11 protein-coding genes are annotated in these 14,174 nt (G+C 70.7%); 8 read left to right on the plus strand and 3 right to left on the minus strand.

What is annotated here, in order from left to right; genetic code table 11:
• Nucleotides 1-122: 122 nt before the first annotated feature.
• A complete protein-coding gene (locus ACP59X_RS22515; RefSeq protein ID WP_428562861.1) occupies nt 123-1,619 on the plus strand; it encodes a sensor histidine kinase in 1,497 nt (498 codons plus the stop codon).
• A 299-nt stretch (nt 1,620-1,918) separates the two neighbouring features.
• On the opposite strand, the gene ACP59X_RS22520 is transcribed toward ACP59X_RS22515, so the two are convergent.
• The gene (locus tag ACP59X_RS22520; protein ID WP_428562863.1) at nt 1,919-2,353 is read right to left on the minus strand and encodes a hypothetical protein; all 435 of its coding nucleotides are present in this window, start codon (nt 2,351-2,353) and stop codon (nt 1,919-1,921) included.
• 99 nt (nt 2,354-2,452) lie between these two features.
• On the opposite strand from ACP59X_RS22520, the gene ACP59X_RS22525 reads away from it, so the two are divergent.
• The 4 genes from ACP59X_RS22525 to ACP59X_RS22540 all read left to right on the plus strand — a co-directional run bounded on the left by ACP59X_RS22525 (nt 2,453) and on the right by ACP59X_RS22540 (nt 6,904).
• Nucleotides 2,453-3,490 (plus strand): cobalt-precorrin 5A hydrolase, encoded by a 1,038-nt coding sequence (locus ACP59X_RS22525; RefSeq protein WP_428562865.1) that lies wholly within the window; start codon nt 2,453-2,455, stop codon nt 3,488-3,490.
• Nucleotides 3,391-4,236, plus strand: a complete 846-nt coding sequence (gene cobJ, locus ACP59X_RS22530; protein WP_428562867.1) for a precorrin-3B C(17)-methyltransferase — start codon at nt 3,391-3,393, stop codon at nt 4,234-4,236. The genes ACP59X_RS22525 and cobJ overlap by 100 nt, the downstream gene beginning before the upstream one ends.
• 118 nt (nt 4,237-4,354) lie before the next feature.
• Nucleotides 4,355-4,738, plus strand: a complete 384-nt coding sequence (locus ACP59X_RS22535) for a cytochrome c3 family protein (protein ID WP_428562869.1) — start codon at nt 4,355-4,357, stop codon at nt 4,736-4,738.
• 75 nt (nt 4,739-4,813) lie between these two features.
• Nucleotides 4,814-6,904 (plus strand): coiled-coil domain-containing protein, encoded by a 2,091-nt coding sequence (locus ACP59X_RS22540; RefSeq protein ID WP_428562871.1) that lies wholly within the window; start codon nt 4,814-4,816, stop codon nt 6,902-6,904.
• Between the two features lie 205 nt (nt 6,905-7,109).
• Here the strand turns inward: ACP59X_RS22540 and ACP59X_RS22545 are convergent, their stop codons facing one another.
• Nucleotides 7,110-9,581, minus strand: coding sequence for an ATP-binding protein (locus ACP59X_RS22545; protein ID WP_428562873.1), 2,472 nt, complete (start codon nt 9,579-9,581; stop codon nt 7,110-7,112).
• A gap of 6 nt (nt 9,582-9,587) precedes the next feature.
• On the minus strand, nt 9,588-10,832 hold the full coding sequence (locus ACP59X_RS22550) for an ABC transporter substrate-binding protein (RefSeq protein ID WP_428562875.1): 1,245 nt from the start codon (nt 10,830-10,832) through the stop codon (nt 9,588-9,590).
• A gap of 215 nt (nt 10,833-11,047) precedes the next feature.
• Here ACP59X_RS22550 and ACP59X_RS22555 point away from each other — a divergent pair, with 215 nt between their 5' ends.
• The 3 genes from ACP59X_RS22555 to pstB all read left to right on the plus strand — a co-directional run bounded on the left by ACP59X_RS22555 (nt 11,048) and on the right by pstB (nt 14,159).
• Complete coding sequence (locus ACP59X_RS22555; RefSeq protein WP_428562877.1) at nt 11,048-11,731, plus strand: response regulator; 684 nt, start codon at nt 11,048-11,050, stop codon at nt 11,729-11,731.
• A gap of 3 nt (nt 11,732-11,734) precedes the next feature.
• A complete protein-coding gene (locus ACP59X_RS22560; RefSeq protein ID WP_428562879.1) occupies nt 11,735-13,177 on the plus strand; it encodes a HAMP domain-containing sensor histidine kinase in 1,443 nt (480 codons plus the stop codon).
• 220 nt (nt 13,178-13,397) lie between these two features.
• Nucleotides 13,398-14,159, plus strand: a complete 762-nt coding sequence (gene pstB / locus ACP59X_RS22565; protein WP_428562881.1) for a phosphate ABC transporter ATP-binding protein PstB — start codon at nt 13,398-13,400, stop codon at nt 14,157-14,159.
• Nucleotides 14,160-14,174: the final 15 nt, after the last annotated feature.

Consider the following 14,174-nt stretch of genomic DNA (forward strand, 5'->3'; position numbering starts at 1 on the left):
CGGTTGCCGTATCATGCGCTTTTGACGGGGGCGGGGACAAACGTCCACGATCCGCGAAACCCCTGGAGCCTGCCGTGCATTGTTCCCTGCTTTTCCCTTCGGACCGGCGTTGACGGCGACCCATGACCGATCATTTCGATTTCCCGGACATCCAGGAACGCCTGCAAAAGCTCGAAGAGGCCTTTGCCGACCACAACAGCTACCAGTTCAAGAAACTTTTGGCTGAGTTGCGCCGAGCCACCAAGATGCGGGCCAACGCCGCCGCGTTGGCCCGGGAAGAGCTCCTCGACTGCCGCAAGGAGTCCGAGCGCACCCGTAAGCAGTCCCTGGATTTGCAGGCCAAGCTCAAGACCGTGGTGGACCGCTTCGAGGGGAGCCTCACGGCCTTCGAGAAGTTCCGCAAGGCCATCCGCGTGGTGGAACTCATGCGCGGCCACGAGGACCTGCCGGCCATTCTCGACCGCATCCAGGACCTCTTCGGGCTGCGCGCCGTGAGCCTTTCCCTCGACGCCGCCGAATTCGGCCCCTTCAACCCGCCCGGCGCCCGCCTGGTGCCGCTGGCCGACATGCGCCGGGCCCTGGCCGCGCTCTCGCCCGAGGCGGCCAAGGGCAAACCCTGCATGTGCGCCATCCGGGCCGTGCCCGATCCGGCCTTTTTCTTCGGCCCGGGCTTTTGCGCCGAGCGCAAGGTGCTGCTTTTGGGCTCGTGCTTCATCTCGCCGCTGCGCGACAAGTTCGGCCCCCAGCGCCTCATCGGCATCCTGAGCTTCTTCGATTCCAACCCCGACCGCTACACCTCCGAAAAGGGCTCGGAGTTCGCCTCCCATTTCGCCGACATCCTGGGCTACACCATCGTCGACATCACGGACCGCAAAAAGGCCGAACGCCTGCGCGAGGATGTGGAGCGCATGACCCGCCACGACCTCAAGTCGCCGCTGACCGCCGTGCTCACCCTGCCCCAGCTGCTGCGCCGCGACGGCAACCTGACCGAGCGCCAGTCCGATATGCTCAGCCTCATGCAGCACGCCGGCTACCGCATGCTCAACATGATCAACCAGTCCCTGGACCTGTTCCGCATGGAGCGCGGCGCCTACGAACTGACCCCGGCCAAGGTGGACCTGCTGCCCATCCTGGACAACATCGCCGGCGAGCTCCACGGCATGCTCGAGGCCTGCCGGCTGACGCTTTCGGTCGTGGTGCGGGGCCGGCCGCGCGCCCCCGAGGACGTCTTCGAGGTGCGCGGCGAGGAGATGCTGCTCTACACCATGCTGTCGAACCTGGTGAAAAACGCCCTGGAGGCCTCGCCCGAAGGGGCTCGGGTGACCGTGACCCTGACCGACGGCCGCACCCTGGACGTGGCCGTCGCCAACGCCGGGGCCGTGCCCGAGAAGATTCGCGGCCATTTCTTCGAGAAATACGCCACGGCCGGCAAGAAGGACGGCACCGGCCTCGGCGCCTACGGCGCCAAACTCATCGCCGAGACGCATGGTGCCTCCATCGCCATGACCACTTCCGAGGCCGCCGGCACCACGGTCACCGTCTCCTTCCCCCGCCCCCGCCTGTCCCGGGCCGCCGCCCCGGACACCCCCCCGCCGGCCTCCGGCGCCGCCGCCGGCTGAGCCGCCGCCCGCCCGGCGGCCCCAGCCTCGCGTTGCCTCCCTCGAAAATACGGGGGGCTGCACGAATGGCCCCGGGAGAAGCCTCCGCCGGCCCGGGCGCCCGGGCCAAGGGGCAGGCCGCGCGAACTGTCGGCCTCTCCGCACATCTCCCGATCAGGGCGGGCATGCCCAGCCGCGAGCCCCGGAACAAACGTCCCGGCGGCCGGCAACGGGCAGCGTCTTTATGGAATGGAAGGGAGGCGGAAGGATGCCGTGGCCGTTGGCCGCCTCGGGCTTCCCCGGACGGCGAGGGCACGGCCTCAGACGCGGGAGGACAGCATGGCGCCCGAGGCGGCGGCCCCGGACAGGCCGCCGGACCGGGCATACGCCCGCAGCGCCCGGCCCGTGGACGCTGCGGGCGCGTTGCCCGCGAAAGCCGACGCCGTTTCGCCGCCGGAACCGGCCGGGGCAGCCGTGCCCGCGGCGAAACTCGCCGCCACGGCCGCCTGTCTCGCCCCGGCCTGGCCTTCGTCGGCGTAGCGCCGGCCTCCGGTTTCCGCGCCTGCCTGGTCCGACTCGGCCGCTGCCACTGGCGGGTTGCCGACGTCCGCCGCCTGGGCGGAAGGGACAGCCACGGCCGGGGCATTGGACGCGTCAACGACCCGGGGCGCGGGCGGCGGATCGGGCACGGTCACAGGCTGGGCCGCGTACAGCCCCACCACACCGAAGTTTCCCGTTTCCACCGCGTCGAGCATGACCATCTCCAAACGGTTTTTACCTTGTCCGCCGCTCTTATCGGCACCGGGCAGATGGTTCTTTAGGCCCGGGCGAAAAACGCGTAGGCTCGCCCTCCCATGCCGCAGCCCAAACCCGCCGTGTATGCCGTCACTGAAAAAGGCCTGGCCCTCGGCCGGCGCCTGGCCGACCACCTGGGCGCCGACCTGTTCGCCCCGGCCCGCCTGGCCGCCTGCGGCGCCGCCGTGCCCTTCGATGGCCTGTCGGCGCTTGTGGCCGAGACCTTCGCCGACAGGCCGGCCCATGTGTTCGTGTGCGCCTGCGGCATCGCCGTGCGGGCCATCGCCCCGCACCTGCGGGACAAAACCCGCGATCCGGCCGTGGTCTGCCTGGACGACACCGGGCGTTTCGCCGTAAGCCTCCTGTCCGGCCACCTGGGCGGGGCCAACGACCTGGCCAGGGAGCTGGCGGCCGTCATCGGCGCGGTCCCGGTGGTCACCACGGCCACGGACGCCGCCGGCGCGCCGGCCATCGAACTGCTGGCCCGGGACCTGGGCCTGGCCGTGGACGATTTCGCGGCCACACGGCGGGTCAACGCCGCCCTGGCCGGCGGCGGCCCGGTGGCCGTGTTCGACCCTCTGGGCCAATTTTGCCCGGCCGATCCCGAGGCGGCCCGGTTTTTCCAGTGGGTGGCCGCGCCGCGTCCCCCCGAGCCGGACATGCCCCTGGTCGTCGTGGACTGGCGCCTTGGCCCGGCTGCCCCGGACCGGCTGTACCTGCGCCCCCGGGTGCTGGTCGCCGGCATCGGCTGCCGGCGGGGCGCGCCGGCGGCGGACATCCTGGGCCTGGTCGGCCACGCCTGCCGGGAGCACGGCCTAGCCCGGGCGAGCATCGGCCTGGTGGCCAGCATCGAGGCCAAGCGCCACGAACCGGGGCTCATCGAGGCGGCCCAGGCGCTCGGGGCGCAACTGCGGTTTTTTACGGCCGAGGCGCTGGCCACGGTGGCGGCGCCCCATCCCTCGGCCACGGTGGAAAAGCACATGGGAGTGGGCAGCGTATGCGAAGCGGCGGCGATACTGGCCTCGGCGGGCGGGAAACTGCTCGTGGCGAAAACGCGGACCGGGTTTTCCACAGTGGCCCTGTGCCTGGCCGCCTGACCGTGGTGGGCCTGGGGCCGGGCGACGCCGCGCTGCTTGCGCCCATGGCCGCCACCGCCCTGGCCGAAGCCGAGGAAATCGTCGGCTACACCGCCTACGTGGACCTCGTGCCCCCGGCGCTTCGGGCCGGCAAGGCCGTCACGGCCACGGGCATGACCGGCGAGGTGGCCCGTTGCCGGGCGGCCCTGGCGGCGGCCGCGTCGGGCCGGCGGGTGGCCCTGGTCTCCAGCGGCGACGCCGGCGTCTACGGCATGGCCGGCCTGGCCCTGGAGCTCTACGAAGCCATGGACGCCGCCGCCCGCCCGGAATTCGCGGTCGTGCCGGGCATTCCGGCCGTGTGCGCCGCGGCGGCGCTTCTGGGCGCGCCGCTGACCCACGATTTCGCCGTGGTCAGCCTGTCCGACCTGCTCACCCCCATGGAGGCCATCCGCCGCCGCCTGGAAGCGGCCCTGGCCGCCGATTTCGTGCTGGTCCTCTACAATCCCCGGTCGCGCCGCCGGGAGGGCCATCTGGCCGAGGCCCTGGAGCTGGCCGGCCGGCACCGCCACCCGGACACGCCTGTCGGCATGGTCAAGAACGCCTTCCGCCCGGGCCAGGAACTCCGGGTGACGCCCCTGGCCCAGGCCGAGGCGGCCTTTGCCGACATGCTCACCCTGGTCGTGGTCGGCAACGCCTCCACGCGCCTGGTGGGCCGGTCCATGCTCACGCCGCGCGGCTATGCCGCAAAATACACGCTTGCGGAATGATTCCCGACTGTTTGGGGCTGCAATCTTTCCGTTTTTTCGGACGGGGCTCCTTGACAGGCCCTCCGGCCAGGCCGTACACACCACTGTGATCAACTATTCTTGGAAGGAGGTGTGAGGGATGAGAAAGGCGTTGTTTACGGTACTCGCGTGCGCGGCGTTGGTGGGCTTCGTGGGCCTGCCCATGCTGCAGGCCGTGGAAGCCCCGGCGGACCTGACGATCAAGGTTCCGGCCGGCATGACCGCGACCCAGGCGGAAGTGGCCTTCTCCCACAAGGGGCATGCCAAGATCGACTGCAAGGTCTGTCACCACAAGGGCGAAGCCACCCAGAAGTGCGCCTCGGCCGGCTGCCATGACAGCACCGACCCCAAGGACAAGACCAGCGAAAAGTCGTTCTACAAGGCCTACCACGACATGAAGAGCGAGAAGAGCTGCATCGGCTGCCACAAGAAGGAAGCCAAGGGCCCGACCAAGTGCCCCGAGTGCCATCCGAAGAAGAGCTAAGCCGCACGGCGAGGCCGGGCCTATCCCCCGGCCTCGCTCCCCCCTTTTTTACGCCACGCGTGGCCGAGGTACCCCATGGCGACCGACAAAAAATCCCTTCCCGACGCCGACGACGACATCATCGACCTGACCGACCTCGTCGAAGAGGGCTCGGATGCCGCCACGTCCGGCGATGACGGTCCCGTGGACATGAGCTTCGAGCAGGAGCTCGAGGACCTTTTCGGCGACGCCGCGCCGGAGGCAGCCAAAGCCGCCGCGCCGCCCGCCGCCGCCACCCCCGGCAGTGACGACGACGACCTCATCGACCTGGCCGGGCTCGGTTTCGACGACGACGCCCCGGCCCCGGCCAAGTCGCAGCAGCCCGCCGACGACGACCTCATCGACCTGGCCGGATTGGGCCTCGACGACGACACCCCGACCATGGCCAAAGCAGAGCCGACCGCCGCCGACGACGACATCGTGGATTTGGCCGGCCTGGGCCTCGACGAGGAGGCCGCGGCCAAGCCCGAAGCCGCCATGGACATGGACCTGGCCAATCTGGGCCTCGGCGACCTGGAGCCCGAAACGCCCACGGCCGAGGCCGACGACGAAGCCTTTCCCGACCTGGACGGGCTAGGACGCGACGAAGCGCCCAAACCCGCCCCGCCGGTTTCCGAGGACGACGCCCTGGCCGACCTTTTCGCCGCCAGCCCCGAGCCGGCCCCGGCCGTGCCGGCCGAGCCGGAAAACGAGGCCATGGATCTGACGGACATGGATCTGGGCGCCCTGGAACCGGACATGGCCAAGGCCGACAAAGCCCTGGCCGACATGCTCGAGCTCCCCGACGAGGCCCCGGACATCACGGAACTTTCCGCCATCGACGCCCTGACGCCCCCGGCGCAGCCGCCCGTGGCAGCCGACGCCCTCGACGCCGCCGGCTCCCTCGACGCCCCGGCCGGGCCGGTCGTGGCCGCGGCCGCCGTCGGGGCCGCGACCCTGGCCGCCGTGACCATGGCCGCCACGGCCGCCCCGACGGCGCCCGAACCGGCCGTGCACGTGGGAGCCATCGACCTCGGCGCCCTGGACAACCTCATCGACGCGGCCAAAGGCCCGCCGCCGGCGCCCGAAATCGAGGAGCCCACGGCCAAGGCCCGCCTGGACGCCCTGGGCGCCCGCCTGGAAGCCCTGGAAACGACCACGGCCACCCTGCTCGACCGGCTCGAATCCCAGACGGCCACGGACGGCGACAGCCTGGCCGCCGCCCTTTCGGCCCGGCTGGAGGACGCCTTGTCCGAGCGGCTGGAGGCCGTCCTGTCCGGGCTGCCGCCCGCGCCGGACGTCGCCGGCCTTCGGGCCGAGATCATGGCCGAACTCGACACCCGCGCCGTGCGGGACCGCACCCGCCTGCTGGCCGACCTGGCCCAGACCCTGGACAAGCGCTTCGAGGCCCTGGCCGAAGGCCTGGCCAACGCCGCTGCGCCCGCTCCAGTCGACGAATTGGTCGCCCTCGGCCAGGCCCTGTCCCGCCTGGAAGCCCAGGGCACCGAGCGCGAGGCCGCTTTCAAGGATTTCGCCAGCACCGTGGAGACGCGACTGGCCGAACTGCGCCGCGACCTGCCCCAGCCCGGCGAGTTCGCCACCCAGACGAGCCTCAGCGACGGCCTGGAAACCCTGCGCGAGACGCTTTCCCGGGACATCGCCGGCAGCCTCGACGAGCGTCTGGGCGAATTGCGCCGCGAACTGCGCGAGACCCTGGCCGGGGATATCGCGGCCAGCCTCGACGAACGCCTGGCCGAACTGCGCGGCGAACTGCGCCAGGCCCAGGCCGAGGACATGGCCGCCACCCTCGCCGAGCGCCTGACCGGCCTGGCCGAGGAGGCGCGCACCGCCGCCCGGGAGGAAACCCAGGCCCTGGGCGAGGTGCTTTCCGGTCGCATCGAGGCCCTGGAATCGGACCGCCTCGACCCCGACGCCCTGGCCGACCGGATCCGCGCCGCCCTGGCGGCCGAATTGCCCGACGCCGAGGCCCTCGCGGCCCTGGCCGCCAAACCCGACCGGCAGGAGCTGGACACGGCCCTGGCCAGCCTGCGCCAGGAGTTGTCCGCCTCCCTGGAAAAAACCGTGCCCAAGGTCGCGGCCACGGTCATCCGCGAGGAAATCGCCGCCCTGGCCAAGGAACTCCTGTAACCGGCGAGGGCGGACGCCCACGGCGGGCAACGGCCGGCACCCCGGAAACGGCGGTCACGCCTGGGGCAACCGCCGCCGACCGCAACCACCGCAGCGCCCGCGCCGGGCGCCCGTACGCGAACCCAACATGCACGCGGCCCCGGAGACGACCTCGTCTCCGGGGCCGCGTCTCCTTTTGGCGTCGGCCGATGGTCGGGCGGCGGCGTCAGTCCGGAATGATGATGACGTGCAGGCCCGGATAGGCGCACAGCCGGTCGAGGTCGAGGTCGTGGCCAAGGGCGGCCGGCACGAAGACCGTGCCCTGAAAGCCGCCTTCCACGGCCCGCCACAGATCGGCCTCCTCGCTCAGGGCCGTCGCCTCCCCCGGGCAGAGGAAATAGCGCCGGGCCAGCTGGCGCGCCCCGTTGCGGGCATAGATCAGGCAGGGCCTGGGCGCCACGGCGTCGTGGCCCTCGAGCAGCCCGCGCACCGTGGCCAGGAAGGCCTCCTGGTCCACGGGCTTGGCCACGGCGGCGTCGGCGCCGCTGGCCTCGCCTTCCCGGCGCGAAGCCACCGACACCACCACGATGGGGATGCCTCGGGTGGCCGCGTCCAACCGCAACCGCCGTATGGCCTCCTTGCCGTCCATGCCGGGCATGCGCAGATCCATGGTGATGCAGTCCGGCTGCCAGGAAACGGCCAAGGCCAGGGCCTCCAAGCCATTGCCCGCCTCGGCCGTGACATAGCCGGCCTCCCCGAGCAACGTCACCAGATAGCGGCGCACGCTGGCGTCGTCGTCGACCACGAGCACCCGCCGGATCCCGTTTCCCGCCTGCCCGGCCCGCATCGGCGCCGCCGGCAGGGGACAGGCGGCCACACGCGCGTCGCCAACCAGCACGGGCAGCGTGAACAGGAAGGCACTGCCCCGGCCGGGCTCGCTCTCGGCCCAGATGCGCCCGCCGTGTCGCTCGATAATCTGGCGGCAGATGGGCAGCCCCAGGCCCGTGCCCTTGGGTTTTTCGGTCAAGGTGTCGCCGGCCTGCTTGAATTTCTCGAACACGCGCTCCAGATCGTCCGCGGCGATGCCGCAGCCGCTGTCGCGCACGCTGACCAGGATCTCCGGCCCCACGGCCTCGGCCGCGACCGCGATCGACCCGGCCTCGGTGAATTTCACGGCATTGCCGATGAGGTTGACGAAAACCTGGACCAGCCGGTCCCGGTCGCCCAGGACCTTGGGCAGGCTGGGCGGCATGGCGCAGGAAAGCGTAAGCCCCTTGCGGGTGGCCAGGGGCAGGGCCGCCTTGACGGCATGCTCGGCCGCCTCGGCCAGGGACAGGGCGGCCATCTCCCACTCGTAGCGCCCGGACTCCATTTTGGCGATGTCCAGGACATCGTCCACCAGTTCGGTCAGGCGCTGCCCCTCGGCCACGATGATGTCGAGGTTGTCGCGGATCTGCTGGGCGGCGCGCCAGGTCCGGGGCTCGGCCTCGGCCAGGGCCGGGGCCACGCCGTCGGCGAACTTGCGGCGGATGATCTTGGCAAACCCCAGGACCGAGGTCAGGGGCGTGCGCAGTTCGTGGGACACCGTGGAGATGAACTCGGTCTTCATCCGGTCCACCTCCTTTTCGGCCGTGATGTCGCGCACGAGGAGGATGGCCACCTCGCGGTCCTCCCCGGCCAGGCGCACGGCCGTGGCCACGGCCTTGCCCGTGCCGCCGCCGGCCAGCCGCACTTCGGCGGCCGCCTGCCCCTCCCGGCGGGCGGTCGTGGCCAGGTCCGTCAGCACGGCCGGGAAGCTCGCCGTGGCCGCATGGCCGACCAGCCCTTCGGGGGCGCGGTCGAACATGGCCAGAAGGGCCGGGTTGTGCAGGGTGACCAGGCCGTCGGCGTCAAGGACCAGCAGGCCGTCGGCCAGGTTGTCGATGATGGCCCGGGTGTGGGCCAGGGAGCTTTGCAGTTCCCGGGTGGTGTCGGCCACGGCCCTGGTCAGGTCCGACACCAGCAGCGACAGCTGGGCGGCCATGGTCTCCATGGCCCGGGCCAGCACGCCCACTTCGTCGTCCCCGGTCCTGGGGGGCTTGGCCGAAAAGTCGTGGTCGCGGATCTTGACGGCATAGCCGGCCAGTTCCACCAGCGGCCGGGAGATGCCGCTGATCAAGGCGTAAAAGACCACCACGGCCACGGCCAGCACGGCCAGCATGAGGGCTTCCTGGCTCATGACCGCGCCGCGCATGGCGACCCAGATACCGGCCTTGTCCATGCCCACGGACACGCTGCCGGCCTGGCCGGCCAGGATCGGGGCCGTCACCTGGACATAGTCGCCAAGGCCCGGCAGCTCCATGTGGGCCACCCCGCCCCGGGCCGGGCCGGTCGGCGGGGAAACGCCCAGGGAGGCTGGCATGGCCGGCACGAAGGTGTGGGCCACGACCTCGCCCCGCCGGTTCGTCACGAAAATATAGCCCACGCCCTCGATACGCAGGAACTCGTCGATCATGGCCTGGACCGCGGCGGCGTCGCCCGAGGCCAGGGCGTCGGGGCTGCCGGCGGCGATGGCCATGGCGATGGCCCGGCCCGTGGTGACGTATTCGCCGGTCAGGTGCTGGTGGAAGAGCCAGGCCGACAGCAGGGCCGTGGCATTGGCCGCCACGCCGAAGACCACCACCACGGCCACCAGGGTCTTGCGGAAAATCCGGGACATGGCCGGTCAGTCCCCGCTGTCCGCGGACACGGTTTCCAGGGCGACGAGCTCGCCGCCGGCGGCCGTGGACAAATAGACGCGGTGAAGGGCCTGATGGTCGGGGTCGTCCAGGCGCAGCGGCAGGCCCAGGCCGATATCCACGCCGGTCAGGGACGTGGCGGCCGCGTCGAGTTCCCGCCGGTCCAGGGGATCGGGCATGGCCCGCAGCACCGCGGCGAGCAGGCGGGCGTTGCAGTAGCCTTCGAAACCCACGGCGCTGCCCCGGGCATGGTTGCCGATCCAGCCGCCGGGGGGCGGCAGGCGCTGGCCCAGGGCCTCCAGGTCGCGGCGGTAGTCGCGGGCGGCGGGCAGGCCGTCGTCGCGCCAGGACGGGATGACCTGGGAAAAAACCAGCCCGTCCTCGAGGTTGATTCCGGTGCGGCGCCCCTGCTCGGCCAGCTCGCGCAGCACGATCTCGCCGCCGGAAAAGGACACCAGGCCGAGGGGCATGGTCAGCCCCTCCCGGCGGATGTCGCGCACGAGCGCCGCGCAGGCCGGAGCCGGCCCGACCAGCAGCACGGCGTCGGGGCGGCAGCCGGCCAGGATGCGGGCCTGGGCGGTCATGTCCTCGTTGGCCGTGGCCAGCCGGGAAAACGTGGCCTCGCCGCACAGTGCCCGCCCCCGCCGGGCCAGGGCGCGCCCGGCCCCGTCCCAGCCGCTGCGGCCGAAGGCGTCGGCCTGGTGGCAGATGGCCAGGCGCGTCAGGCCGCGCTGGAAAAAGGCCGTGACCAGGGCTTCGATCTCCTGGCGGTAGGAGGCCCGCAGGTTGTAGACATAGTCGACATAGGGGGGCAGGCGCGAGGCCGCCAGCCCCGTGACCGGGAAGAACAGGCGCGCCTCCCTGGCGGCGTGCAGGCGCAGCACCGGCAGCATCCGGCTGACCGTGGGCGTGCCCAGGGCGGAAAACAGGGCCAGCACATGGTCGCCGTCCAGAAAGCGCACGCTGTTGTCGATGGCCGGATCGGGCTCGTAGCCGTCGTCGGCGGCCAGCAGTTCGAGCTTGTGCCCGCTTATGCCGCCCTCGCGGTTGAGGCGATCGATCATGGCCATGGCCCCGCGGTAGAGTTCCACGGCCATGGCCCGGGTGGGGCCGGTGAAGCCGGCGGTCATGCCCAGGCGGATCACCCCGGGTTCGGCGGCCGGGCAGGGCCGCGCCACGGCCCCGCCAAACACCAGGGCCAGGATCGCGGCCACGCGTAACCATTTCGCCATCCTTTGCCGATCCTCCCGCGTCCTCCAGGCTTTTTCCCGGTTAGCTTTTTCCTAGGCCCTTTCCCAGGCCGCGTCAAACCGGTGGCGCGACCGCAACGCCGGCAGCGGCGCCCTTGCCCCGGCGAACGAACAGTGTCACACAATCGTCACGGGCCATTCACTTCTGCGTCAAGCCGCCATGTTCTTTCGGTGGCCGAAACTTTCGAGGTGGTCGCATGTCCAAGGATTCCATCCTGATAGTGGAGGACGACGACGATATCGTCGAACTGCTCGCCTTCAATCTGCAAAGCGCCGGTTTCGCCACCGAAACGGCAAAAGACGGTTACGACGCCCTGGCCAAGGCCCGCCGGGCCACGCCGGCCGGCATCATCCTGGACCTGATGCTGCCCGGGCTCGACGGGTTCGAGGTCTGCAAGGAACTCAAGCGCGACCCCAAAACCGCCGCCGTGCCGGTCATCATGCTGACAGCCCGGGGCGAGGAGGTCGACCGCATCGTCGGCCTGGAGCTCGGGGCCGACGATTACGTGGTCAAGCCCTTCTCCCCGCGCGAGCTCATCCTGCGCCTGCGCGCGGTGCTCAAACGCCACGCCCCGGAACAGGAAAAACGCCAGGTGCTGTCCCGCGACGGCCTGTCCGTGGACCTCGGCGCCCACCGCGTCTCCCTGGACGGCCAGGAAGTGGCGCTGACGGCCACGGAATTTCGGCTTTTGGCCGAGCTGTTCCAGAGCACCGGCCGGGTGCTGACCCGCGACCGGCTGCTCAATTCCGTCTGGGGCTACGAATTCGAGGGCTATGCCCGCACCGTGGACACCCATATCCGCCGGCTGCGGCAAAAACTCGGCCACTGCGCCCGCATGATCGAAACCGTCCGGGGCGTGGGCTACCGGTTCAAGGAATAGGACGTGACCGCTGTCGCCAGCCTGGGGCTGCGGGCCGCGGGCGTGGGCCTGGCCGTGACGGCCGCCAGCTTGGCCGTGGCCGAACTGCTCCCCGCCGGCCCCCAACGGGTCGACCGCCTGCTGCCCCTCGCCGTCGGCCTGGCCCTGGCCGGCCTGATCTTTTTCATCATCGGCCGGCGCCTGGCCCGCTCCCTGGCCGAGGTCATCGCCGTGGCCCGGGCCATCGGCGACGGCGACTTCCGCCGCCGGCTCCACCTTTCCCCGGGCGCCGAGTTCACCGCCCTGGCCGAGGCCGTCAACCACATGGCCCGGCGCATCGAATCCCACATCGCCACCATCACCGACCAGAAGACCCAGCTCGAAGCCATTCTCGACGGCATGCGCGAAGGGGTGATGGTCCTCGACGCCGCCGGCCGCATCCGGGTGGCCAACCCGGCCCTGCGGCGCATCGTTCCGGTCACGGGCGAGGTGCTCGGCCGCCGGCCCATCGAGGCGGCCCCGAGCCCGGAACTGCAACTGGCCTGCGACCGGCTGCTTGGCGACCGCACCGGCGAATCCCCGCCCGCCGCCGCCCTGGAGGTGGAACTCACCCCGGGCCGCTTCTACGAGGTCTCCCTGGTGCGCCTGGCCCAGGGGCCGGCCGACACCCGGGCCGACCACGGCGCGGTGCTGGTGTTCCACGACGTGTCCGAAATGCGCCGGCTCTCCCGGGTACGGCGCGATTTCGCCGCCAACGTCACCCACGAGATGCGCACGCCCCTGACCTCCATTAAGGGCTACGCCGAGACGCTGCTGTCCGCCGCCCCGGAGCTCGCCCCGGAAAAGCGCCGTTTTCTCGACGTGATCCTCAAAAACGCCAATCACATGTCCAAGATGGTGGACGACATCCTCACCCTGGCCCGCCTGGAGGAACAGCCCGAGGGGGCCGGCGGGGCCAAGGGCCAGGCCGGGGCCGCGCCCACGGCCAATGCCGCCGCCGCCCTGGCCGAGGCCATGCGCGAATGCGAGCCCCTGGCCGAGGCCAAGGGCCTGGCCTTCGACAACCGCCTGCCCGGGGAGGAACTGGCCGTGCGCTGCGACACCGGCCAGCTCACCCAGGTCTGGCGCAACCTGCTGGAAAACGCCACCCGCTTCGCCCCCGAGGGCACGCGCATCGTCCTGACGGCCAGCCCGGATGCCGGCGGCGAAACCGTCACCTTCGGCGTGCTCGACCAGGGGCCGGGCATCCCGCCCGAGGAGCGCCAGCGCGTGTTCGAACGCTTCTACCGGGTGGAGCGCCACCGCTCCAAAACGCCCGGCAGCACGGGGCTGGGGCTGGCCATCGTCAAGCATATCGTGGAGCGCCACGGCGGCCGCGTCTGGGTCGACCGGGCCCGGGGCGAGATGACCGGGGCGGCCTTCCACTTCACCTTGAACCTCACCCGCCGGCCGCAATCCGAGGCCTAGTTGCGCCCCTTAAAAAATACGATCGTATTTTTTAAGAAAAAATAATTATTCCTGCATGTTGTATTTGAACGAGCAAATATCCTCTTCGAGGACGCGACACGAGGCAGCGGCTTGTCTCGGACCATCGACGCAATCGTCACGAAACATCCACACCGCTTCGGCAGGATAGGCCCGCAACAACGATCCCGCGACACCGGCGACGCACGAAAAGGAACGCCCCATGCCCGACACCGTCAAAATGGCCGCCGCCAACCTGAACTTCTACTACGGCCGGTTCAAGGCCCTGCAGGACATCCACCTGACCGTCAACGAGCAGCAGGTCACGGCGCTGATCGGCCCCTCGGGCTGCGGCAAGTCGACCTTCCTGCGGTGCTTAAACCGCATGAACGACCTCATCCCCGGCACCCGCGTCGAGGGCGAGCTGACCCTCGACGGCGAGCACATCTACGCCGCGGGCCTGGACGTGGTCGAACTGCGCCGCCGGGTGGGCATGGTCTTCCAAAAGCCCAACCCCTTCCCCAAGACCATCTTCGAGAACGTGGCCTACGGCCTGCGCGTGGGCGGCGTGCGCGACAACACCTACATCTCCCAGCAGGTGGAAAAAAGCCTCAAGGCCTCGGCCCTGTTCGACGAGGTCAAAGACCGCATCCACGACTCGGCCCTGGGCCTGTCCGGCGGCCAGCAGCAGCGGCTGTGCATCGCCCGGGCCCTGGCCATCGAGCCCGAGGTCCTGCTCATGGACGAACCGGCCTCGGCGCTGGACCCCATCGCCACCCAGAAGATCGAGGAGCTCATCCACGAGCTCAAGCGCAATTTCACCATCATCATCGTCACCCACAGCATGCAGCAGGCGGCCCGCGTCTCGGACCGCACCGCCTTTTTCTACATGGGCAAGCTCATCGAGGTCGACGCCACCGAGACCATCTTCACCCGGCCGGCCCAGAAGCAGACCGAGGACTACATCACCGGCCGTTTCGGCTGATGCTGCCCGGCGGAG

It is taken from the genome of Solidesulfovibrio sp. DCME (assembly GCF_049995385.1).
In the GTDB taxonomy this organism is placed as follows: Bacteria; Desulfobacterota; Desulfovibrionia; order Desulfovibrionales; family Desulfovibrionaceae; genus Solidesulfovibrio.

What these genes read in the sequence shown, in the direction of transcription:
- ACP59X_RS22515 (WP_428562861.1), top strand. Translation starts at nt 123, where the DNA reads ATGACCGATCATTTCGATTTCCCGGACATCCAGGAACGCCTGCAAAAG.
- ACP59X_RS22520 (WP_428562863.1), bottom strand. Translation starts at nt 2,353, where the DNA reads ATGCTCGACGCGGTGGAAACGGGAAACTTCGGTGTGGTGGGGCTGTAC.
- ACP59X_RS22525 (WP_428562865.1), top strand. Translation starts at nt 2,453, where the DNA reads ATGCCGCAGCCCAAACCCGCCGTGTATGCCGTCACTGAAAAAGGCCTG.
- cobJ (WP_428562867.1), top strand. Translation starts at nt 3,391, where the DNA reads ATGCGAAGCGGCGGCGATACTGGCCTCGGCGGGCGGGAAACTGCTCGT.
- ACP59X_RS22535 (WP_428562869.1), top strand. Translation starts at nt 4,355, where the DNA reads ATGAGAAAGGCGTTGTTTACGGTACTCGCGTGCGCGGCGTTGGTGGGC.
- ACP59X_RS22540 (WP_428562871.1), top strand. Translation starts at nt 4,814, where the DNA reads ATGGCGACCGACAAAAAATCCCTTCCCGACGCCGACGACGACATCATC.
- ACP59X_RS22545 (WP_428562873.1), bottom strand. Translation starts at nt 9,581, where the DNA reads ATGTCCCGGATTTTCCGCAAGACCCTGGTGGCCGTGGTGGTGGTCTTC.
- ACP59X_RS22550 (WP_428562875.1), bottom strand. Translation starts at nt 10,832, where the DNA reads ATGGCGAAATGGTTACGCGTGGCCGCGATCCTGGCCCTGGTGTTTGGC.
- ACP59X_RS22555 (WP_428562877.1), top strand. Translation starts at nt 11,048, where the DNA reads ATGTCCAAGGATTCCATCCTGATAGTGGAGGACGACGACGATATCGTC.
- pstB (WP_428562881.1), top strand. Translation starts at nt 13,398, where the DNA reads ATGCCCGACACCGTCAAAATGGCCGCCGCCAACCTGAACTTCTACTAC.